Source organism: Tolypothrix sp. VBCCA 56010, assembly GCF_050875635.1.
Lineage (GTDB): Bacteria > Cyanobacteriota > Cyanobacteriia > Cyanobacteriales > Nostocaceae > Hassallia.
On the sequence record NZ_JBPAOH010000098.1, the window covers coordinates 1 to 23,844 of the forward strand.

The window sequence follows — 23,844 nt, forward strand, 5'->3', positions numbered from 1 at the left end:
GATTTTATGCATTACTGTTAAATCCGCAAATATAGCCGTTCTTAGTTGGATGCAATACAAAGTTCTATCGTCGCGTGTAGGGGCACGGCATTGCCGTGCCCCTCCAAAATGTATTGGACTCAACCAATAACCGCTATATTAATATAGATAAAAGGGTGGAGTTTAAAGGCAAGCTTTAAACTCCCAACCCAGATTTTGTTTGTATCAGATAATGCACCCTTCCCTACTGTACAGACGTGAATAATCGCGTCCGTATAAAGGCTACACAAGTATAGAGGCGATTTCCATACCGAACGGTATTTTTACTAGAAACGATCGCATTAAGTAAAAATAAGAAAATTAGCGATTTATAGGAAAAGTGAAAGCTCAAGCTTGTATTCTAAATCAGGATTGTTGCTTTCATAGCTGGTATAGAGGCTTTTGCATCGGTTGAGAATGCTTATAAATCGCTTTGATTAAATCAGAAAAGCCTCATTTTTGCTTTATTTGAGCGATCGCCCTCTCAATATATACTAGTTGTAAAAGCGCGATCGCTTTTCTTGGAAAGTTCTGATGCCTGCGGCAACGCTTCGCGAACGGAGGAAACCTCCGCTCAGACTTTCCGCTTTTTCTTATACAGTTTAGGTCGAACTCACCTAGCCTTATGCTTAATAAAAATTCAATCAAGAAGTTGACTTGCTTAGTCGCGATTGCTGGTGTTACTACAGCGATCGGTTTTCCTGTCTTAGCTAAACCCAGATCATTCTATCCGCGTTATGCTCTTTTTCAGCCTTCTGCTTACAGCAGCGTTCCCTATCGCAATTCTGAAAAAGACATTGCTCAGACGCTAATACAGGATGGGAAATTTGCTAATCTTGTGGATGAATTAAAACAAGCTGGTCTTCTAGATACTCTCAAGCAAGGTAATTACACAATTTTTGCCCCAACCGATAAAGCCTTTAACGCAGTACCTAAAGATGTCTTCAAGCGATATAGCCAGTCGGAAAACCGAATGAAAGTGTTAAAATATCATTTGGTTGCCGGTCAAATCACTAAAGAAAACGTCGATAGTGGTGCAGTCAAGACTCTTGAAGGTCAGCCGGTGAAAATTGTTGTTAACGATTCTACTGGTACAGTCAAGTTAAATGATGCCAACGGTAAATATCCCTCTACCGTCGCAAAAAACGGTGTGATTATTGAAGTTGACAAAGTACTTCTACCCGCTGGATTTTAAGTTTAGCTTTGTGAAGGCGAAAAGTAAGTATCGCCATTTTCAAAAATGTATATAACTATTGCGGGATAGGCAAAATACCTATCCCTTTTTAATTGGTAAAATGAAAATTGTGTTCGTAGTGAGCGATTTATCGCTCCCGGCAAAGATTAGGACTTACACACGCTCTCAAATGTGACATCATGCAGTAATTCTGGATTCCCGACAAAAATTAAAGATGATTTTCATCCAAAATGGTTAAAGATATCTTCCATCAACAAGTTAAAACTGCCTTAATTAAAGATGGATGGATTGTCACCCATGACCCTCTCACTATTCGTATTAGCGAAGCGGTAAAATTACAAATTGATTTAGCGGCAGAAAGTGCGATCGCATAGCGACTCCTTCGGAGTATCGAACCGCGACTATTGCAACATTTTAGCCTAGTAGGGTGTGTTACGGACCGAACGCAAGAGCGCACCCTAAAAAAACGTAAGATGTAGTGTTACGGACCGAACGCAAGAGCGCACCCCGATTGATATCGTCTATTGGGGTGCGTTGTCGTGCAGCGCAACGCACCCTACTGAACGGTATTGGCTTATATCATGACAGGTTTATTACATATGATGTAGAGACGTAGCAGTGCTACGTCTCTACCAGGAATTTGCCACATTCGGTGCAACTATTGCCAATTCCCCACCAGAACAAAAGGTGCCCAGTAATGGGGATGATTGTATTTCAAATCTTTTAACAGACTCAATTGAGAATTTTGCAGTACTTGCGCTTTGTTTATTTTCTTTTCTTTAGCTTGCTCTAACTGACGATACAATTCACCCATGATTTTCGCAGTACTTTCATCTTCTACTGACCAAAGTGTTGCTAAAGTACTTCTAGCACCAGCTCGCACTGCTACCCCAGCCAATCCTAAAGCAGCTCGTTCGTCTCCACTAGCTGTCTGGCAGGCTGAGAGAACTAATAATTCGATTGGTCTACCCTGATTAAATGTGCTGTTTCTTAATAAGTTACCAAAATCGATCGCATTAATTCGCCTATCCCAAGCAAGAATAAACGTATTTTCAGCTTTAGAGCTAAACTGACCATGAGTAGCTAAATGGACTATCGGAAAACCAGAACCAATCTCTTTTTCAAATTCTTTGCTGGTGAATTGAGCGTTAAAGAGCCGATCCTGAGATGGAATTCCAGAGTTTTTAATTTGTTGAAGTTCTTTTTCCACGTAAATTAAGGGCTTAAATTCTTCTGTAAATTCTTTGCTAACTTGGCTTAATCCGGCTGTTAATGCTCTTAAATTAACCTCAGCTAACGGTTTTGGTTCGATTAGTTGCAAACCAGAAGTTACAGCAATCGGATACTTTTCTATGAGATATTTATTGCCATCATAAAGGATAGACATTGGGATATTCCGCAACTCACCATCCAAGACAAAAACTAAGTTACTGACTTTACTTGTTGCTAATTCCTTTTCTAGTGGTTGAATCAGCCAGTCATATAACTGTTCGTATTCAGGTAAAAAATTCTCTACATTACTGTAAGATATTAGCAAAGAACTCTGTACCTTTTCTACAGTTTTCTCAAAATCTGGTCGAGAAATCTGTTTTGTATGAAGGGTTAAAGGTTGATTGGGTAGGCTGAGAATAACCTCTAAGCGATCGCCCAAAATTATTGGATAAATAACCGCTGCTGTTTGATCTACTTTATCAATCTGTTTTGCATCTCCTTCTACACAAGCTTGTCGAAAAAAGTTGTTGAGTTCAGCTACTTGCAGAGATTCAATTACATCACGAGCTTGAATTAGCAATTTTTGGCTTTTGTCATTCTTTAATTGTTTATTCAACTTAGCAGCATATTTTAAGTCTAAATCAACTAACTCTCGGTAAATTGGTTCGACACGATCGCGAAACGAAAACTGTAGTTCTGCATTGTTTGCGACTAAATCACCGCGTAATGATTGAAGAGCATTATAAGCGTTGGTGTAAGCAGCGATCGCCTCTTCTATATCTTCTTGATTTTTACGTATTCTTCCCAACTGCCAGAAAAACTGGTAAGCTATGTCTGGTGCTGAAAAATTTGAAACTATACTCAAAGCCTCTCGAGTAAATTTTTCGGCTTGTGTCTGGGGTGTTGCTTCAGTCAGTTCATACAGTCCACCACGATTTCCTAATGCATAAGCTTCAGCTCGTTTGTCTCCCAAACTTCTGGCTTGTTCTGTGGCTTTAGCTAAGATTTTATCAATGTCGTTAAAAGTTGGCAGTTGAGGATTAGCACCCAGCGTCAATTTTTTGGTTTGAGCTGAGTTAATAAAAGTTTGAGCAAAGTTGATTTGCTGGTATACTCCGCTACGACTGGGGGATAAGCTACTAAATTGAGAATTAAGCGATCGCCATAATTCTTCTGCTGCTGGAATCTCTTCAATTTGCAGTAATAAACTTAGTTTATTTAATTGTGCTTGCTGTTGCGTCATTGGCGATGGGGATAGCCTTATCACCTCGTTATAAGCGCCTAATGCTTTTTGTTCATAATTCAATCTTCTACCCACAAGCCTGTCTTTTTCCTGTTCAGCTAAGTAGCGTGCAGTGTTACCTATACTAAGATAAGTAACAGCTATGTCTTGAGGAGAACGCAATTTTTCAGCTAGATTTAAACTTTTTGCTAAAATGATTTCTGACTGCTCTGGCTGATCTACTAATCGTAGCACTTCCCCAAGACTTCTTAATCCCACCGCTACAGTTAGAGAAGGAGATTCATTGTCAAGTTTTTTCAGCTTTTGATTTAATTTTTCTGTACTTAATTGTCCTAATTCTTGACAATTTGTCACTTGTTCAATCTGTTTATTCAATACTTCTAATAAAGTTTTGCACGCGCGAGGATAAAGACCCAAATCTTGCATTGCTTGAGTTTGATTTATCTTGCTTTGGGCAACTTTCAAAGGTTGATTAATTTTGCTATAGATATTAGCAGCTTCTTGCCAAGAGTTGAGAGCATTTGCCGATTGTCCTATTTCTCTTTGCAAAGAACCGAAAACGTCTAAAGTTTGAGCTTGGATTTCCAGTTTTTCCTTATTTTCTCGCAGGGTTTTGAGAATTTGTAAGCTTTGGGCGATCGCGTCAGATGCTTGTTGCCATTGTCCTAATTGTTGATAAGTCAAAGAGAGATTGCTCAACGCCATTGCTTGATTTAATCTATCACCTTGAGCCAGAAAAACATTAGCTGTTAATTTCCATGCCGCTGCCGCTTCTGTGAATTTTCCATCACGATATAATTGAATAGCTTTGTTAACTTGCTGTTGGGCATTCTGCGGACTTTGGACAATAAAAGTTGATGAAGGAACTTTAGCGATCGCAGGTGAGATTGCGGCTGAGAGGATAAATAACAAAGCTGCGAGAAAGAGCGGAGACACTTTGCGATTTGTGGTGAGCGATCGCTTTTTAGAGGATTTTGGTAAAGTCTGACCTGAGACTTTAAAACCCTTTATCGCGTTTTTATATATTCTTTGTATAAAACTCTTCAATTTTCGATTAAATCCAGACTTTTTATACACGCTTTATTCCTCCTGTCAAGTTATAAAGATGATTTACTTTCATCACAGCATTCAAAAAAAGGCGTTGCTGAATTGAGGTATGAAATTCAAACTCTTATTCTCTGCGACTCTCTCGAGGATGCGCTCTGATCGGAGGTTTCCTCCGCTCAAACTTTCCGCTGCTTCCTTTGCGTGAGGCAAATTCATACTTTCAATCAACAACGCAGAAAAAAATATTAACGCGCAGGACAAGCAGCCGATTCCAACTCCGTTCCATATCGTACTTACCTTTTTAGGTTTGTTACCAGATTACCTTTTTATTGTCAATAAAATTGTCAAAAAATATTAACGCTCAGGGCAAGCAGCAGCGATGCCTCTTTCAATAGTTGTAATGATTGCTTCACTCAGAGGGGAAAAGGTTAAAGGGGAAAGGGGAAAGGGGAAAGGGAAGAAGAAATTGTCATAAGGGAATTGCAACCTCTCACTGGTTGAAGAAAGGACTAGAAGGAGGGGGCTTCAAACCCGTACAGGGGGAAAAGAAAGGAAAGCTTTATGCGTATTTCAAACGACTATGAACCATGCGCCCCTTTTTTCCTTTCCCCTTTCACCCAAACAGATTGGTGAATGAAGGAAAATGAGAAAGCAATATGACATTTTGAGAAAGTCAAAGCTCATTTTGCTTGCGGAAAACACCAAAATGAGAAAGTAAAATGGCATTTTGAGAAAGTCAAAGCTCATTTTGCTTGCGGAAAACACCGAAATGAGAAAGTAAAAGCTCATTTTGAGAAAGTCAAATGCCTAAATGCTTATTAAATTCGACTTTAGTCATAAATCTGACACGATCTCAAACATATAGGAATCATATTTGATTTTTGAAATATACGTAGAGGATGAAAATCCACACCCTAATAAGCCGGACCCTACACGTACTTAGATTTTTTCAATAATCTTTGGAGGATTCCTATATAACTTACGCAACTGTTACACGAAAAACATAAATATAAACTCGTAGTAAGCGCTTAAGCACTTATTTTAGGCACTAAAGTACCTACTACAAATTTTAAAAAAATGTTAACGCGCAGGGCAAGCAGCAGCAGTGCGCCAAGAACGTTGAGAGCCAGTATTGGTAGGATCGTATGCGGTGAGAACTACCTGACCTTTATCGTTAAATATCCATCCTTGAGCAGGTACGCGTGTCGCAGTCGGATTGGTTGCAGGTTTTATAGCTGCACTACGAGAATTGCCGGAACTGGCAACAGGTTGTAGCAAATCAACGCGAACATTATCACTGCTGAGAGTTTGATTGGGAGTTGTTGGTAAACCCCCACGTCCGGTGACAACAAATTCATTGCCTAAACCTTGTTGACAAGGACTTTGAGCAATTTGTTGTGTCGGGTCGGTGACAGTTTCTGGTAATTCAACTAACCCGCGACTGGGGTCAACATCTGGGGAAGTCACTTGCACATTATTATTCAAAGACGGATTATCTCGTGAAATGGCAGTTATGTCACTTGTAGGTAATTGTCTGGGATCTAAATCGTTAGGACGTAATCTCCGCAAATCTGCTGCGCTGAGTGGGGCTATGCCAAACAAAGTAGCATTAATTCTGACTTGCCCACCGCTACCGCTGCCAGCATTGGCGGTAATGTCGTTATTGGAGGGAAAAGCGACAATGAAAGGTGCATCGATTATAATGTTACCGCCGTTTCCGTTTCCACTAGCAGAAGTAGAAATTTCGCTATTGCGGCGCATAAATAAGTAGTCCCGGACATTGAGGGTAATGTTGCCACCATCACCAGAACTGGTAGTAGCTGTGAGACTTCCTTGATTGTCTAAATTGATAGTGCGAGCAGTAATTTCTAGATTACCCGCTGGCTTTGTGCTTAAACTACTTACAGTTACCCTACCCCTATCCCTAACAATCAACTTGTCAGTATTAATGCTCAAGCTTCCACCACTACCTATACTTTGTGCCGTCGCTCCGGCAGTGATTTCACTCGTGAATTTACCGTTTGGTGAAGTGCCATAAACTTCTACAGAATCCTTGGCAGTAATTCGCAATGTACCTGCATTGCCTTCACCTTCAGTAAATGCTGATACTGTCCCTCCATCTCTTACCCGCAATCTATCAGTTTCTATTGTTAAAGTTCCGCCGCTACCACCTCTAGGTAAAACCCTAGTTTCGTCTTCGTCTACTTGCAAACCTGCAAATATGCCTCCAGCAAAAAAGTCAGCATTAGCTGTTTCATATACATCGATATCAGAAGCGCGGATCAATAAATTGCCGGCATCACCTTGACCAAAGGTAGCGACTTGCACTTTAGCGCCATCACCGACACTCAAGCGCGGGGTATCAATAGTCAAGTTACCGCCCTTACCCTCACCGTCGATGTTCACCTGAGCAAACAAGCCAGCAGGATTTCTAATTATCTGTCCAGATTCGCCGATTGAAAAGACTTTTCCACTCAGTTCTACTGACTCAGTAGCGATAACTCTGACATTGCCCGCATTTCCTCTGCCAAAAACCGAAGCTCCTACTTGAGCGTTTCTAACAACTAACTTTTTCGTATCGATAGTTAAGTCTCCGCCATTTCCCGTGGCTCCTGAAAAGACGTTAGCACTTATACTACTATCTGTTCCAGGTTCTCCTGTGCCTAAAACTTCTACTAAGTCGCCGGCTTTAATGAATAATTTTCCGGCATTTCCTTCTCCAAAGGTACTGGAAGTGATTAGAGAATCATTAGTGACAGAAAGTGACCCAACATTAATAGCGATGTCGCCACCATTCCCCTGTCCGGCATTATCGGTTGTCAGTACAGCGCCATCCTTTAAAGAAAACGACTCCGCCAAAATTTCCACGTCACTGCCATCGCCCAATCCGCCACGGTCTACATTGGCAAAGATTCCACTATTTTGACCTGTAAAAGAGACAGATTCTCTGGCTCGTATCGAGACACTACCAGGATTTCCTTGAGCATTAGCAAAGAAGCCAGCTTGTAATTGAGACGTATCGGTTAAGGAAACGACTCTGGCATCGAGTAGAATATTTCCAACATTACCGTTTGCTGGCACTCCTTGACGGCTTCCGACATTGCTTAAGATAAAGCTGAAATTAGCAAGGGAGATGGTGTCTTTTGCCTGCACGGTGATATTACCAGCATTACCCTGTCCAGGATTGCTGGCTTGCAGTTGAGCATTGTCTAAAAAAACCGATTCTGCTTTGATATTGATGTCGCCACTATTGCCAGTTGTTCTAGATGGTAGACTGTTAAAGATGAAGCTTCCACCAGAGATTTTCACTGCCCCTGTAGCATCGATTTCAATATTTCCCGCCTGACTACCAACAGACCCAAAATCTTGTCTTATCCCCGTTGCCAAGATACTTTCTCCTGAAAGCTCCAAATTCCGGGCATTAACTGCAATAGTGCCTCCCCCTCCACCACGTAAATCAACAAAAGAGGCATTAGTAAGTAAAACATCGCCTCTTTCCACACTTTCTGGAAAGCTCAAGCTACCATCATTATTAATTCCTACCGTTCCCGCTGCTTTCAACCCTCCTAACTCAACTTTTCCTCCTAGCGCTATCAGTACCCCGCCATCTAAGCTCACGTCACCACCTACCAGTGCCAAGGTCTGTCCTGATAGAACCTCAAGACCAAAATTCGATGATGCATTGGTGATGTTACCGGGGTTATCTCGAAATCGCAAGCCAACGGGAATATTCACAGTTAATAATGGTGGTGCGATCGCGTTAGTGGTACTAAATTCAAATCCATTATCAAATATAAGACTATTTGCCGTACTTCCGAAAAATGAACCACCTAGATCCAAACGGGCATTAGGTCCAAAGAAAATTCCGTTGGGATTAATCAAGAAAAGATTGGCGTTACCCAAAACTCCAAGTGTGCCCAGAATATTAGAGCGATTTACCCCAGTAACGCGAGTAAGAATGTTTGCAACCCCGTCTGGATTGGTAAAATAGGCTGCTCTTCCAGCATTGACATTAAATTCGCCAAAACTGTGGAAAAGGTTTCCTTGACGCCTCGCACCTCCATTAATCTGATCGATTTGATTGATGGGAATGCCGTTAATTGCTTGATTGGGCTGGACAACGGTGGAAGTTTCTGCACCCAAACTGTTATCTGGAGTGATTTGCGCTTTAGCGCTGGTTATCAAACCAAAGGTGCAAAAAAAGGTTAACAGAAAGAGCGTTTTCCAACTCTGTTCCATATCAGATTATATTATTTTGTGTGATATCAGATTAAACTTTTTTTGTCAATCAAATTGTCAAAAAATATTAACGCGCAGGACAAGCAGCAGTCCGCAAAGGACGTTGAGAGCCAGTATTAGTAGGATCGTATGCGGTGAGAACTACCTGACCTTTTTCGTTGAATATCCATCCTTGAGCGGGTACGCGGGTTGCAGTAGAATTAGTTGCAGCCTTTATAGTTGCACTACGAGAAGCTGTACTGGCAACAGGTTGTAGCAAATCAACGCGAACATTATCACTGCTGAGAGTTTGATTCGGATTGAAAGGAAACCCGCCACGTCCGGTGACAACAAATTCATTGCCTATGCCTTGTTGACAGGGATTTTGAGCAATTTGTTGTGTCGGGTCGGTGACAGTTTCTGGTAATTCAACTAACCCGCGACTGGGGTCAACATCTGGGGAAGTCACTAGTACGTTGTCACTTAAAGACGGATTATCTCGTGAAATGGCAGTGATATCACTTGTAGGTAATTGTCTAGGATCTAGATCGTTAGGACGTAATCTCCGCAAATCTGCTGCGCTGAGTGGGGCTATGCCAAACAAAGTAGCATTAATTTTGACTTGCCCACCGCTACCGCTGCCAGCATTGGCGGTAATGTCATTATTCCGGGGAAAAGCGACTATGAAGGGCGTATCGATTGTAATATTACCGCCGTTTCCACCACCTTGTTGACCGCCTGCGTTGGCAGAAATGAGACTTTCATTTTGCAACCGCAAAAAGTTCCGTAAGCTCAAATCGATGTTACCACCGTCAGCTGAGGCAGTTGAGGCGCTGATAGTTCCGCGATCGAGGGTTAAGCTATTTCCCTGAATAGAAATTTTACCGCCGACACCCTGACCCAGACTATCTACCCTTACCTCACCACCATCGGCGATCGCAATTCTTGGTCGGCTATTTTGCAAAGGTAGAATGGTGATATTTCCCCCATTACCTGTAGAGCCAGAAGCAGTGTTAGCAAATATACCGCTTGCCGCTCCCTGATTGTCAAAAGTTCCTTCAACTCGTTGATTATAGTTAGGGTCGCTACCAGAAATCGTAATGCGATCGCGGATATTCAGGTTGATGTTTCCAGCACTTCCACTGCTGCCAGTAGTTGTGATTACTTGTCCACCACCAGTAGCTGTAAAGGTCTTGGCGTTGATGGTGATGTTTCCAGCGTCACCAGAATTGAAAGTCAATGCATTGACTACCGCGCCATCTGCTATGCGAAAGTCACCAGTGGTAAGATTAATGTTTCCTGCCGCTTCAGGACTGATTGCGGTTGTTCCTCTTTCAGCACTGGCAAACAATCCACTAGAGAATCCTGCTGTACCGACACCAAAAATATTGACAAAATCCGTGGCATTAATCTCAATATTTCCCGCTCTTCCTTTTCCACCACTTAAACCATTTCCTTCACGGAAAAGAACTGTACCTATCTGACTTCCACCTGTGAGGGTGAGCGATCGCCCACGAATATCGATATCACCGCCAATTCCTTCGCCTCCTCGTCCGACAATGCTACTGATGTAGCTGGAGTTAGCAAGTGCGATCGCGTCATCTACTCGCACTGATACATTTCCTGCATTTCCTATTCCAAAAGTGCTGGCATTTATTTGGGCGCTATTATTTAAAGAAAGGTTTTTAGCAGTGATTTTAATGTCACCACCGCTACCTGTTGCTCCTGACTGCACTTGGCTAAAAATACCACTGGGGAAAAAGCCTGAATTGCCTCCGAGATCAATATTATTAAACCCAGAAAAGGAAACATTCCCACTCGCTTGAACGGTGATGTTACCAGCATCGCCCTGTTGTCCGGCGCGAACTAAAGTTTGCAGTTCAGAACCATCAGTCAGGGAAAAATTTCTGGTGATAACATCAATTTTCCCCGCATTGCCCGTTCCTCCAGACTCCACCGTACTGAAGATGATACTCCCACTAGCAAGGGAAATATCTCCATTTTCTGTCCGAAGCGTCACATTGCCTGCATTTCCTCTACGCCCAGTTAAAGCTTGGATAAAAGACTGATTGTTTAGCGAAATACTATCGATAGCATCAATCGATATATTCCCAGCATTGAATGGCGTATCATCAGCACCTGTAATATTATCATTTGTCGCACTTAAAGAAGAACCTTCGAGCTTTACTACTCTGGGTGAGGAAGTTCTGTCTCCATAAGTGTCATTTTTGCCAATAAATATGAACCCAAAGTTACCGTTGCTCTTGATCGTGCTTTGGTTGAGAGAAACTTGGTCACGGGCATTTAGCGCAATATCTCCAGCAAATGTAGTGCCAGAGTTAGTGGTACTCACCGTCGAGTTATTGATGTTAATGCTACTGGGTACAACAGGTGGGGCATTATCTATAGATTGACCAATAAAAATGTTTCCCAAATTACCTTCACTAGAAACTTTACTATTTGTGATGGAAACTTGATCGCGAGCATTGAGAATGATATTTCCGGCAAATCCAGTGCTATTGTTAGTAGTATTCAGGGTTGAGTTATCGATGTTAATAATGTTTGGTATTAAAGATAAGGCATCTGTTCTACCTGATTGACTGCCAATAAAAATGCGTCCTAAATTGCCATCACTAGAAATTGTACTGTTGTTTGTAATGGAAACTTGGTCACGAGCATTGAGAGTGATATCTCCGGCAAATCCATTACTTGCATTTGTCGTTATTAATACAGCGCGATCGTCTAAAAAAATAGAAGCTGCGTTAATGGTAATGTTACCCCCATCACCACTGGCTCCTGACTCCACTAAGCTGTAAACACCACTACCGACGCCATTACTACCAAGCCCAGCAAAAGAGACGCGATCGCTCGCATTAATCGTTACATTGCCAGCATTTCCATTACCAGAAGTACCGGCACTTAAAACCGCACCATTTGTCAGAGAAAGTGTTTTTGTAGTGATGTCAATACCACCTGCATTACCTATGGCATCATCCCTCACACTGCTAAAAATTCCAGAAGAAAATCCAGTACTTCCTACCCCATCAAAGGAGATATCGCTAGCTTGAATTTTCACATTGCCTGCGTCTCCCGTGCCAAGGGTGCTGGCAGTAATTTGAGCGCCATTGGTGAAAGATAAGTTTTTTGTAGTAATGTCAATACCACCTGCATTGCCAGTGGCATTATCTAGCACCCTACTTCGGATGCTACTGGCAATATCATTGCTTCCTACCCCCGAAGCTTTGATACTATCGCTAGCTTGGATTTTGATCCTACCTGCGTCTCCTGTGGCAAAAGTACTGGCATTTATTTGAGCACCATTTGTCAGAGAAAGTGTTTGTGTAGTGATATCAATACCACTTGGGTTTACACTGTTCCCTTGCACGGTACTGAAAATTCCAGAAGAAAATCCATCACTTCCTACTCCATTTAAAGAGATATCGCTAGCTTGAATTTTCACATTGCCTGGGTCTCCCGTGCCAAGGGTGCTGGCACTAATTTGAGCGCCGTTGGTAAGAGATAAGTTTTTTGTGGTGATGTCAATACCACCAGCGTTAGCGTTACCTACAGCATTTTCTTGCACCTGGCTGAAAATTCCAGTAAATCCATCGCTTGATACCCCATCAAAAAATATATCATTGGAATTGACAGTAATATTGCCTCCGTTTCTTGTGGCGATACCTTCAACGCCGCCTGCCAGTCGTCCACCATTGGTTGCTGTAAAGATATTGGCGTTTACTGCAATGTCTCCTCCCCCATTGCCCCGCACGGCTACTCGTGCTTCATCAGCTAAACTAATATTCGAGAGCGAACTATTGGCTGGAAAGTTCAACTTAAACGTATTGCCAGTAGTGTCTAATCCTACAGTTCCCGCTCCTGCCAATCCTCCTAACTCAATTCTTCCTCCTGCTGCTGTCAGACTTCCACCCTGTTCTAAACTGACGTTACCACCTACCAGCGCCAAGGATTTTCCTGGATTTACCTGAAGACCTACAGTAAAATTAGTGTTATCCTGCACCACAGATTGATTAGTAATATTTCCCGGATTATCCCGAAATCGCAAACCAATGGGAATATTCACAGTTAACAATGGTGCTTGCGGGTTGGTAGCGCTAAATTCCAATCCGTTCTCAAACAAGAAACTATCAGCGGTGGTGGCAAAAAATGAACCACCAATATTTAAACGAGCATTTGGTCCAAAGAAAATACCAGCCGGATTCAGTAAAAATAAGTTCGCGCTACCTTGGCTTTGAATCAAACCATTAATTTGAGATAAAGAACCTCCGGTCACACGGCTGATAATATTTTGCACATCCAAAGAATTTTGGAAAACAGCCGAACCATTATTAGGGACAGAAAATTCTCTGAAGCTGTGAAAAAGGTTTCCTCCAACTCGATTGCCATTATTGATGGTGAAATTTAAGTTATCCGGGCTGGTAACATTGGTAGATAATGTTCCATCAGAGGAAACTTGCGCTCTAACGGTAGTCATCAAACCCAGAGTGCAACACGCAGTCAAGAAAAAAAGCGTTTTCCAATTCAGTTTCATCATATTTTTTCGGGAATAAATTTTAAAAAGAATCTGGTAGGGTGCGTTATGGACGGAACGTCCTAACGCACCGAAAATCTGGGATGGTGCGTTAGCCTGCGGCATAACACACCCTACAAATCTCGGATGGTGCGTTAGCCTGCGGCATAACACACCCTACAAAACTGGAGTGATTTGCGCTCTAACGCTGGTCATCAAACCCAGAGTGCAACAGGTAGTCAACAGAAAAAGCGTTTTCCAATATTTCATCATCTTTTTTGGGAATAAATTTTAAAAAGGACTGTAATTAACTGAAAAATACAAACCTTGCTCTTGCAAAGTACGATCGCTCGAATTAACATCAACTAAGGGAAAACCATAATCAAGACGCGCATTAAGCTGATTGCCCATTTGCCATTGCAAACCTACCCCCGTACCCACCAAAGTATTCGGATCTGGGTTGCTATAACCAGAACTATTCCAGCCAATGCCAAAATCGATAAAGGGCACTATTTGCAATACTCCGTTTACCTGATTTACCCGCAGAATCGGTAATCTCACTTCCGCTGAAGCAAAAAAGCCATTATCAACCAAAAACTGATCCTGACGATAACCCCGGACGCTTTGCAAACCTCCAATGCTAAATTGCTCTAAAGGTACTAGGGATCTCGTTGCAAACTGTGCGTCAGAACGAAATACAAACAATGTGTCCGGTGCTAAAAGTCGCACATACTGTCCTTGTCCCCTCCAAGAAAAATACCGACTATCAGGAGGTTGGCTGTTGACAGTAGCATCAAACAACCCTACCCCAAGACTAAATTGAGAACGAAAAGCTAAAACTTGCTGGGGAGTGCGTTGTGTATATTCCTGAAAAAACCGCAACACTGATAAGCGGGTTTCCCCATTCTCGTCAGATCCAAAAGAAATGGGATAGTTTTCTCCTAAAATTTGAGTCTGGCTTTGCTGTCGAGACAAGGATAGACCCAATGCTAATTCTTGGGTAGCAGTTTCGATTATCGGCTGGCGGTAACTCAAATCTACATAAAAATAGTCACCCACGATATCAATGCGATCGAAAGGTGGTTCAATGACATTAGTGTCTGCGAATCCCCCAGATAAAGTAAGTGTACCATTGCGAGGATTGAGCGGTACTGAGTAACTCAAATCTAAAGTGTTACTGCCATCGGTATTAGCATATAGGGCACTTGCGCGATCGCCAAACCCAAATAAATTGTTTTCGTTGATGCGGACACCCCTGCGAAAACTACCCACACTCGGAACACGACCATTATCAACAAAAAATTCTGTTCTAAACGAGTCTGCTTCTACTACCTTGACTTCCAGTAAACTCTGTTCCGGACGTGACCCAACAGACAGTTCAACCGAAAGATTTTGAATCAAGGGGTTATTTTGCAGTACTTGCAGCGCTTTCAACAAACGGTTTCGATTCAAGGGTTTGGATACCCCAAGTCTAATTCGACTGCGGATGTATTCTGAATTTAACCGTCGATTACCCGTTATTTTAATGTCTTCTATTCCACCTTCAACAACCTCAACTTTGACTACTGCACCCTCTCTAGAAAAAGCTTGGTCAGCTGGGATAAAAGCACCAGAATTGATGTACCCAGCATCAGTGTAGAGCTTTGTGATTGCAGCTTCAACTTGTAGCAGTTGCGCGAAAGTAATTGGTGTATTGGTAAATTCCTCTGTAACTTTTCTTAACTTTTCGTCATTAAATGCAGTGTTACCTTCAAACTCAAAGCTTTTAACGGTGATGCTTCCAGGAATTTCTGGACGCGGTTGAGATGAAGGAGGAATGATTGGAGTTTCATCAAGAGGAATTTCTGGTAATGGCTGGGGAGTCGGAATTGGTTGTGGTGGTGGTGGTAGTGGTGGAACAGGAGTCGGACTTGGCTGTCTTCGTGGTGGTAGCGGTGGAATAGGGTTGGGAACTTGAGATAGAATAATAGGCGATGCTGTAGTGTTATAAGCAGGAGTCAAAAATTCCTGAAAAGGTATTTCAGCCTCAAGAAGTTCATTAGGCAAGCTTTCAGCTAAAGCTTTATGACTAGAGAAGCTGATTAACGCCTCGAACGTCAACAAAGCAGCTAGATTCAAGCACCTGTTATGCCTGTCCAGAATCATAGTATTATGTACTCCTCAGCAAAAGTTTTGTTATTCAAGGCGATCGCTGTATAAAACTGAACAGACTATGATTAATTTAAGTTAAAGTTTATTTACCACATATTGTTATTTCTAGTCACTAGAATCATAATAAAATTTAACTCACGGCTCAGGGTAAAAACGTAGAAGCGTGTTTTATTCGCTGTAAATTCAAACTAAAAATTAATTATTTGTTAAGCTGAAAGTAATATATGGTCTTAATTTAAGAGAAAATTTAGATACGGATTATATAAATAAGTTTATTTATATGTACGGCTAAAAGATGAGGAGCATAAAAATATACAAAAAAATGCGCTGAGAATGCTTAGTTAAACAATATCGCTTGAGCATCAAAAACTAAGTTAACTAAAAATGACGAAACAGAAGGAAATATTACTAGTTGGACGCTACAAGATTATAAAAGAATTAGCAAGAGGAGGCTTTGGTATAACCTATCTTGCTCAAGATACTATGTCATCCAACTGTCCTTGTGTAGTTAAACAACTCTACCCGCAAAACTCAGATATTATTGAAACGGCAAAACTTTTATTTAAAAGAGAAGTTGCTATTCTGAAATATTTGCAACAAAAGCAACAGATACCAAAATATTTTAATTATTTTGAAGACGAACAAAATGGACAAAGAAATTATTATTTAGTTCAAGAATATATACATGGTGAAGCTCTACAAAATCTAATTGGTCAGCAATGGACACAGCCAAGAATTATTAATTTTTTACGAGAAATTCTCTCTATTTTAAAATATCTGCATCAAATAAATGTTATTCATCGTGATATCAAACCCCCGAATGTGATGAGAAGGGAGGAAGACAAGAAGTTTGTCTTAATTGACTTTGGTGCTGTCAAACAATTAGACATTAACTACTCATCTCCTCACGAACAGCATACCCAGACAATGATTGGAACTAGTGGATATGCTCCTCCAGAACAAATGGCAGGAAAACCAGGTTTTCACAGTGACATATACGGTTTGGGTATTACGGCAATCCAGCTTTTAACTAAAATAGCACCCAAAAATTTCAAACGGGATGAAAAAGATAACATTATATGGGCTGATGGGCTTGATATTGATGAATCTTTAGCTGCTATTTTAACAAAAATGGTCTACCGCAATCCCGAACAACGTTATCAGTCTGTAGAAGATGTTCTCAATGATTTGAGTGAGTTTACAGCAATCAACGAACAGGATTTTATCCGTAGTTTAGACCAAACTTATAATGCAAATACAATTAATCCTTTCAACATACCGGAACTTGCAACTTTCAGTCAGAGTAATCTTCCTAATAATAATTTAAATACTCAACCACCAACATCTAATAATAAGACAACACTAGCTAGTTTACCAGGGTCAAAATGGGGGAAAATCACAATTGTAGTAACAGCACTAGGGGCGATCGCATTATTGATAGAATTTATTCATCCATTTATTAGACCTTTATATTATTCTTATCAGGGTAATCGTTTACTTGATATACGTCAACCAGAGAAAGCTCTCGAACAATTTCAAAACCTGATAGCAATAAATCCCAACTCTGCCGCAGCTTGGAAAGGAAGAGGTGATGCTTTTTTAAGTGTAGGTCGCGATTTGCAAGCCTTAGAATCTTATAATAAATCGCTGTTTTTTGAACCTAACGATCCAAAAACCTTAAATAATAAAGGTAAAGCTTTATACAAATTACGCAGATATCAAGAAGCTTTAGAAGTACATGAAAACGTACTTGGAATTAACCCAAATAATCCGGAAGCTTGGAGTGGAAAGGGATTAGCTTATATTGGTTTAAATAAGTATAAAGAAGCATCAGATTCTCTGGAAAAACTGAAGCAAATCAATCCTGATGAACCAAGTATTTGGCAGCAAATAGGTTTGGTTACAGAACTTTTGGATGGACCACAAGCTGCAAAGACATACTATGAAGAAGCAGTCTCATCTTACGACGATCTTCTCAGAAGAAAGCCGAACGATGTGCTTGCTTTGACAGAGAAAGGATCTGTCTTACTAAAATTAAACCGTCTTCCAGAAGCGCTTGCTTCTTTTGAAAAAGCGCTAAAAATTGACAATAATTTTTATGAAGCTTTACTTGGTAAAGGTAATGCTCTTAATGGTTTAGGAAAACCTCAAGAAGCACTTTTAGCTTTTAATCGAGCCAGTAATATTCGTCCGCTAGATTATCAAGTATGGTTTACGCGAGGAAGTTTGCTGGCACAATATATTAAAGACTATGACAAAGCCTTAAAATCGTTTGAAAAAGCAATTGAACGCAGATATGACTCATATGATGCTTGGGTGAACAAGGGGACAGTGCTGTTAGAGTTAAACCGCTACGATGAAGCGTTGGTTGCTTTTGATAAAGCCAAAGAACTTCAACCGAAAGATCCTTATGTTTGGGTTAACAGAGGATATGCCTTAGATAAATTGGGAAGAACTCAAGAAGCACGCGAATCTAATAATAAAGCCGTTGAACTTGGGCTTCCTCGCGAACAGTTAAACCCGATGCAATAATCAGACGTTACATCCAACGTGGAATGAATTAGACAAACGTCGTGTCCTGCGTCGTAGGGATAATTCATGAATTGTCCCTACACTTCGGGCAACGCATAATTGTTTTCCACTCAATTGTCTATTGTAGAGACGTTCCGAACCGAACGTCTCTACAATACGTTGAATTTAAGGATAAAGTCCGCGATCGCTCAATGCTTGCGCTACACGACCAACCCCCAGCGTGTAAGCTGCTAACCGCAGAGAAATTTGCTGCACCTTCGATTGTTGCATCACTCTTACGTAAGCTTGCACCATTAACTGTTCCATTTCCCGATTGACGCGTTCCTCATCCCAAAATAGGTAAGAAAGACCTTGTACCCACTCTAAATAACTCACCACAACTCCGCCCGCATTCGCTAAAATATCCGGTAACACGGTTACACCCCGCGCTAAGAGCGATCGATCTGCCTCAAGCGTCACAGGACCATTAGCCGCTTCTGCAACAATTTTGGCTTGGATTTGATTCACATTTTTCTCAGTGATTTGATTTTCCAAAGCTGCGGGAATTAGCACATCACAAGGTAAAGTTAGTAACTCCTCATTGCTAATTGGTGATGCTTGCGGGAAACCAACAAGACTTTTACGGTTCTGGGCAGCATAAGCTTTCAATGCAAGGATATCAAGACCAGCTTCCGAAAAAACTCCTCCCGAACCTGTGGAAACGGCGATAACTTTCGCTCCCGCTTCATGTAGCAATAAAGCTGCTGCACTACCGACATTACCAAAACCTTGAATTACTATCCGCGCATTGGCTAGGGATGATTCGCGATCGCTTAACGCCTCACGTACTACAATCATTACACCGCGTCCGGTTGCCATTTCCCGTCCCCGCGAACCCCCAATCGAAAGCGGTTTACCAGTCACAACCCCAGGCACGGCATGACCAACATTTACAGAGTAGGTATCCATCATCCAAGCCATCTCACGGGCTGAAGTACCCATATCTGGTGCAGGTATATCCACACTCGGACCGATATCTTTAATCAACTCGCTCATATAACGTCGGGTAATTCGTTCTAATTCGCCGACGCTGTAACGTTTTGGATCTATCGCAATACCTCCCTTACCACCACCGTAGGGAATACCTAGCAACGCACATTTCCAGGTCATTAACATTGCCAGTGCTGACACCTCCCGCAATGTCACCGCCGGATGGTAGCGAATGCCACCTTTGTAGGGTCCCAAAATATCGCAGTGCTGCACCCGATGTCCAGCGAGAACTTGCACTTCACCGTTATCCCGTTTTACAGGAATGGAAACTGTAACTACTTTACGCGGGTTGCTGAGTATTTCCAACATACCCGGATCTAAATTTAATTCTTTCGCCGCTGCCTCTAAGTAACTACAAGCTTGGTCAAATGGGCAAATATGCGCCGGAGTTGGACTTGAGTGCGATAACAGGGGTGTTGAAACCATAAAATCTTCTCCCAATCGCGGTATCCACGCGAACCGGATATATACATATGGCTAGCTTATCCTTTTTTTTCCTAAAAAACCGATATTTTGTAAATTTCGTTACAGTTTTTTGAAAGATTTGAGAATATAGCAATAGCTGAAATATGAAATTAAACAAAAGTGATTCCGACATCACTCTTATGGATTGAGAAGCGCTCTCATGCCTAACAACGATTCTGTTGAAACTGGTGTAATTACTGTTGTCGTCCAAGACCAAGGCTCAATTCATACAAGCACCGTCTTCAGCTCATCCACCCCGAAAAAAAGTGGGATGAGCTGAAAAAAATATTAATTTTTAAGTAACCACCATGATTGTATCAGTCAATAATTAATATAAGATTTTAGTTTTATTAAACACATAATCTTTGTGAACAAATGACTTCAGTAAAAACTACTGCCTTTGTTAATCCTGATACATTCGATATTAGTCTGGAAGGCGAAATCAGAGAAGCCAAAGTCGAAGTAAAATTACCCCTTGTATTGTATGAAGGGGTTTCAAAAGCTAGTGCTAATGGTGATAAATCTGGCAACCTTTTTACATTTGCAAGTTCGGATAAAATGGCTCCAGGAAACCACGCGGGTTCTACGACTATATATGTAACAAGTTACACGATTGAAGGTAACAATGAAGTAGTAGTACCCCTGACGTTCAATCTAGAAGCTACTGCGTCACTTGAAGCACAAGCGATTCCTGGTGTACTTACTGATGTGTTGACAAGTGTATATTATACTGCGGTTTTCGGCAGTGACAGTGGTAGCTTTGAATATCTTACAGGGAGTGCTGGGCTAGCAATGCCATATGGAGTTAGAGAATATAGTGAAACAGGTTTTTTCTACAGTAATGGAACCGTAAAAGATAATAAAGACCTTGTTTTAAAGTTAGCTGGTGGTATTGATATCACAATATCAGAAGACGAGCAAAATCACAATAATATTAGCGATATAAACTTTTCTGAGAAAGAAGCAGTTATAGATGCAATCAAAGCCAGTGGATTGTTAGAGAAGTACAAAATTGACCCGAATGAAGTATTTCAATTCGAGTTAAGTTATAAATCTTCATATAAAGCATCAGTTCCATTTCAAGTAAAAGTTGATGTATTAAAAGAAGGAAATTTAAGCTTGAACTTGAATTCTAGTGCAATGACACTTCCTTACAATCCAATTGAATTTTCAAACGATGCAAAAGGCTCTGCAACTGGTAAATTAAGTATTAATGCGGTAACTTTACCAATTAATCTAGGAATTGACCCATTCAGCATAAAAGTTCGCTTTGATGATGGTACAGAAGAACCCGTTTTTCCGGAAGTGAGTGGTAACATTATCAAAGGGCAGGATATTTCCACAACAGTATTAAATAGCCAAAGTAATCCTCTGGTTGGCACAGCATTAGATGACATTATCAGGGGTGGAAACGGTAATGATGTTATTAAAGGATTGGCAGGGAACAATTACCTAGAAGGACAAGCAGGACTAGACCAATTTTTCTTTGGTAGTGGTAAACCTTTTGACGTTTCAATGGGTATTGATACTATTATTGACTTTAATTCCAGCGATGACACAATAATTTTAGAAAAAGCAACTTTCTCAGCATTAGGAAATGAGATAAGTTTTGCTTCTGTAAATAGCATCGAAGAAGCACAAAGTAGTTATGCTTTTATTACTTATGTCCCTAGTAGTGGCTTTTTATTTTACAATCCTAACGGTATTGAAACAGGTTTCCAAGACGGGGGACAATTCGCTCGTTTACTAAATAAAGCAACTCTAACAGCATCAAATTTCACAATTGCAAAGTAATTTTTATATTTTTTCGGGATTGGGGTTTACCGAAGCCTTTGGACATGATGCACGCTCAGTTTAGGACAAAGGAATTGTAGCAGGAACGTTCCGCACACATTGTAGAGACGTGGGAGTGTGGAACGTCTCTACCACAGTTACGGTGTTTTTATTACTGTTAATTTAACGGACATGATATTACTCGAAAGATTTACCAGCTTTACTCAGTAGTTTACCCAATCTTTGAACTGGACCTTTAATTCCCCGTGGAGCTTCTTTTCCAGCTTCTTGAGTTTGTTCGCCAAGTAAGATGAGTACCTCACCTATATCAGCACCTTTGGGATTGCTGCGCTTGAGGAGTTGCTTGAGTTTCTTAAGTTCATTGGCGATTTCTTTGTAATTATCATTGTCTGACTTGTGAAGCAAATTGTACCACTCGTCGATCGCACCAACAGCCGTCTCAGAATCAATTGAAGTTAAATCACCTTCAAGTGTTTCTACCAGAGACTCAATGTGTTCAATATGCTCTTTGTCTTCCGCTTTGCCTAGTGAAGTGCCTATTTTTCTAAGTTGAGTACCCAATTTTTTGATTGGAGTTTTCAAACCCTTAGGCGCATCAGATGAAACCTCAGCTGTTTGTTCGCCGATTTCACTTATTATCTCACCAATTTCATGACCAGTAGCTTTACCACTTTTGAGGAGTTTTTTTAAATCCTTGAGGTTAGTAGCTATCTCTTTGATTTCTGGTTCCGAAGCTTTATGTAAAGCGTCATACCAATGATCCAGCAAACTGAAAGCAGCATCATTGTCTAATGCAGATAAATCTCCCTCTAGGGTAGAAATCAGTGAATCTAGCTCTTGGCTATCCCCATTGTCATTTGTTGTATCTGCTGCATTCTTCTGAGACGTTTTTTTAGTTGAATCTTCGTCATGAGCAGCACTTTTCTTATCAGTTTTACCAGCCATAAGTTAAATTTGATGACGCACATCACGTAAATCTACAGGTATCAGTTTATAAAGCTAATATTGTAGTTCCCTCATTCTAAAGAGCCAATATTACGCGACTGTGTACATATACCGTTTAGCAGAGGCTTATTTTAGTTTTCTAAGTTACTAGTTAAAAGGTTTTTCAATCGAATGTAATACACAATGGGTAGAGACATAGCTTGTAATGTCTGATTAAATTTTTCTTCTCACCTGTGCATCAGTCTAAAATTGAGACTTGAGTTGACGACAAAAACTTTCATTGCTTAGTTTAGTCGTCAATGGGTGATTTCTGAATCTGTAATTGTTCCTCTGAAAGATGTGTCCACAACAGCGGCATACACGCTTTGCAGATTGCTTCGACATGACGATGATCGGTTCCACAGCAACCCCCCAAGACGTTTAAATTCTTCAATGAATCTCTCAACTCGCGGTATTGATTGCCGAGTTCAAGAGGGTTGCCGTCATCTAATTCCGTCGCTTCATTCAGTTCTGCATGACTCTTAGTGGAAGCATTAGCTCGGATGCCGCGAATTCTGTCTAACCACGGTTCGCCAATTTTTAGCACACTTGCGAAGTGAGTTGGATGGGCACAATTAATCATGTAATAGGCAGGTGCATAGTCTGTGGCGACATCGACTTGGGCGATCGCCTCCAAGAGAGTTTGCTTTGTTGGCAATCTGCCATCGGTTTCAACCGTAAAGGAGATCGCGACGGGCATCCCGGCTGATTTAGCTGCACGGGCAATACCAATCGCTTCTTCGACATAATTCATGGTGATCGCAGTTACCAGGTCTGCATCGGCATCATGAAATATTTCAATTTGCGGTCGGTGATACTGCTGTGCCTCATCAGGGGTCATCAAGTCAGCAGGATTATAGCCATCACCACGAGGTCCAAGGCATCCACTAATTACCATCCTGGTTTTCTCAGTCTCGTATTTATTGCGAATGTCATGGAGTAGTGCGATCGCCCTACGGTTCATATGAGCTAAGGCTTCACGGTCATAGCCAAGTTTTGTGCCCCAATCTGAATTCGCACGCCAGGTCGCACTCTCTAGAACAAGTCCGACTTCATAATCTCTGGCAAGGGTGGCATAGGTGTGGAAGTACTTCTCAAGAGCCTTATACCCGGCGTCAGACTTTAACAAATCAAACGCCGCGAACTCAGGTAACTCCAGTCCTTCACGAAAGATCAGCGTGGTTTCAATCCCACCATCAGTAAGGAACAAATCACTCGATAATTGCGGCAAATTGTTTCTGTATCGTGCCATTTTTAGTTTTTATGTTGGTTGATAAGGTTGACCAAATAATTATTAATTTATAATTTATAATTCATAATTAAAAAAATCTGATTGAACAAGTCGCCGTATGCTGCATGTCAGATGGTCTCTAGAGCTATGTTCGGCAAATCCCTGTAACTCTATACTTAACTATTCAATCCAAATGG

General features: G+C 41.2%; 11 protein-coding genes. 4 read left to right on the plus strand and 7 right to left on the minus strand.

Going from position 1 to position 23,844, the window contains the following annotated elements; translation table 11 throughout:
- Window positions 1-643: 643 nt before the first annotated feature.
- Both AABK37_RS26895 and AABK37_RS26900 read left to right on the plus strand, forming a co-directional pair.
- A complete protein-coding gene (locus tag AABK37_RS26895) occupies window positions 644-1,213 on the plus strand; it encodes a fasciclin domain-containing protein (protein ID WP_432554567.1) in 570 nt (189 codons plus the stop codon).
- 230 nt (window positions 1,214-1,443) lie between these two features.
- Window positions 1,444-1,587 carry an element excision factor XisH family protein gene (locus tag AABK37_RS26900; protein WP_432554568.1) on the plus strand — a complete coding sequence of 48 codons (144 nt, stop codon included), beginning with the start codon at window positions 1,444-1,446 and terminating at the stop codon, window positions 1,585-1,587.
- Window positions 1,588-1,871: 284 nt separating this feature from the next.
- Here AABK37_RS26900 and AABK37_RS26905 read toward each other — a convergent pair whose 3' ends face one another.
- The 4 genes from AABK37_RS26905 to AABK37_RS26920 form a co-directional block, all read right to left on the minus strand.
- Entirely contained in the window at window positions 1,872-4,604 is a 2,733-nt protein-coding gene (locus tag AABK37_RS26905; RefSeq protein WP_432554569.1) for a CHAT domain-containing protein, read from the minus strand.
- Window positions 4,605-5,795: 1,191 nt separating this feature from the next.
- A complete protein-coding gene (locus tag AABK37_RS26910) occupies window positions 5,796-8,954 on the minus strand; it encodes a filamentous hemagglutinin N-terminal domain-containing protein (protein WP_432554570.1) in 3,159 nt (1,052 codons plus the stop codon).
- A 67-nt stretch (window positions 8,955-9,021) separates the two neighbouring features.
- Window positions 9,022-13,587 (minus strand): filamentous hemagglutinin N-terminal domain-containing protein, encoded by a 4,566-nt coding sequence (locus tag AABK37_RS26915; RefSeq protein ID WP_432554571.1) that lies wholly within the window; start codon window positions 13,585-13,587, stop codon window positions 9,022-9,024.
- A 165-nt stretch (window positions 13,588-13,752) separates the two neighbouring features.
- Window positions 13,753-15,606 carry a ShlB/FhaC/HecB family hemolysin secretion/activation protein gene (locus AABK37_RS26920; protein ID WP_432554572.1) on the minus strand — a complete coding sequence of 618 codons (1,854 nt, stop codon included), beginning with the start codon at window positions 15,604-15,606 and terminating at the stop codon, window positions 13,753-13,755.
- Window positions 15,607-15,996: 390 nt separating this feature from the next.
- Between AABK37_RS26920 and AABK37_RS26925 the strand changes: the two genes are divergently transcribed.
- A complete protein-coding gene (locus AABK37_RS26925) occupies window positions 15,997-18,144 on the plus strand; it encodes a tetratricopeptide repeat protein (RefSeq protein ID WP_432554573.1) in 2,148 nt (715 codons plus the stop codon).
- 165 nt (window positions 18,145-18,309) lie between these two features.
- On the opposite strand, the gene AABK37_RS26930 is transcribed toward AABK37_RS26925, so the two are convergent.
- Window positions 18,310-19,599, minus strand: coding sequence for a Glu/Leu/Phe/Val family dehydrogenase (locus tag AABK37_RS26930; RefSeq protein WP_432554574.1), 1,290 nt, complete (start codon window positions 19,597-19,599; stop codon window positions 18,310-18,312).
- Window positions 19,600-20,013: 414 nt separating this feature from the next.
- Here AABK37_RS26930 and AABK37_RS26935 point away from each other — a divergent pair, with 414 nt between their 5' ends.
- The gene (locus AABK37_RS26935) at window positions 20,014-21,432 is read left to right on the plus strand and encodes a hypothetical protein (protein WP_432554575.1); all 1,419 of its coding nucleotides are present in this window, start codon (window positions 20,014-20,016) and stop codon (window positions 21,430-21,432) included.
- Window positions 21,433-21,609: 177 nt separating this feature from the next.
- Here AABK37_RS26935 and AABK37_RS26940 read toward each other — a convergent pair whose 3' ends face one another.
- Both AABK37_RS26940 and AABK37_RS26945 read right to left on the minus strand, forming a co-directional pair.
- Entirely contained in the window at window positions 21,610-22,377 is a 768-nt protein-coding gene (locus AABK37_RS26940; protein WP_432554576.1) for a hypothetical protein, read from the minus strand.
- 289 nt (window positions 22,378-22,666) lie between these two features.
- Window positions 22,667-23,668 (minus strand): homocysteine S-methyltransferase family protein, encoded by a 1,002-nt coding sequence (locus AABK37_RS26945; RefSeq protein WP_432554577.1) that lies wholly within the window; start codon window positions 23,666-23,668, stop codon window positions 22,667-22,669.
- Between the last annotated feature and the right edge of the window lie 176 nt (window positions 23,669-23,844).

Bases quoted from the DNA above. Each gene is read 5' to 3' on its own strand.
- AABK37_RS26900 (WP_432554568.1), top strand. From the start codon at position 1,444: ATGGTTAAAGATATCTTCCATCAACAAGTTAAAACTGCCTTAATTAAA.
- AABK37_RS26925 (WP_432554573.1), top strand. From the start codon at position 15,997: ATGACGAAACAGAAGGAAATATTACTAGTTGGACGCTACAAGATTATA.
- AABK37_RS26930 (WP_432554574.1), bottom strand. From the start codon at position 19,599: ATGGTTTCAACACCCCTGTTATCGCACTCAAGTCCAACTCCGGCGCAT.
- AABK37_RS26910 (WP_432554570.1), bottom strand. From the start codon at position 8,954: ATGGAACAGAGTTGGAAAACGCTCTTTCTGTTAACCTTTTTTTGCACC.
- AABK37_RS26940 (WP_432554576.1), bottom strand. From the start codon at position 22,377: ATGGCTGGTAAAACTGATAAGAAAAGTGCTGCTCATGACGAAGATTCA.
- AABK37_RS26915 (WP_432554571.1), bottom strand. From the start codon at position 13,587: ATGCCGCAGGCTAACGCACCATCCCAGATTTTCGGTGCGTTAGGACGT.
- AABK37_RS26895 (WP_432554567.1), top strand. From the start codon at position 644: ATGCTTAATAAAAATTCAATCAAGAAGTTGACTTGCTTAGTCGCGATT.
- AABK37_RS26920 (WP_432554572.1), bottom strand. From the start codon at position 15,606: ATGATTCTGGACAGGCATAACAGGTGCTTGAATCTAGCTGCTTTGTTG.
- AABK37_RS26935 (WP_432554575.1), top strand. From the start codon at position 20,014: ATGACTTCAGTAAAAACTACTGCCTTTGTTAATCCTGATACATTCGAT.
- AABK37_RS26945 (WP_432554577.1), bottom strand. From the start codon at position 23,668: ATGGCACGATACAGAAACAATTTGCCGCAATTATCGAGTGATTTGTTC.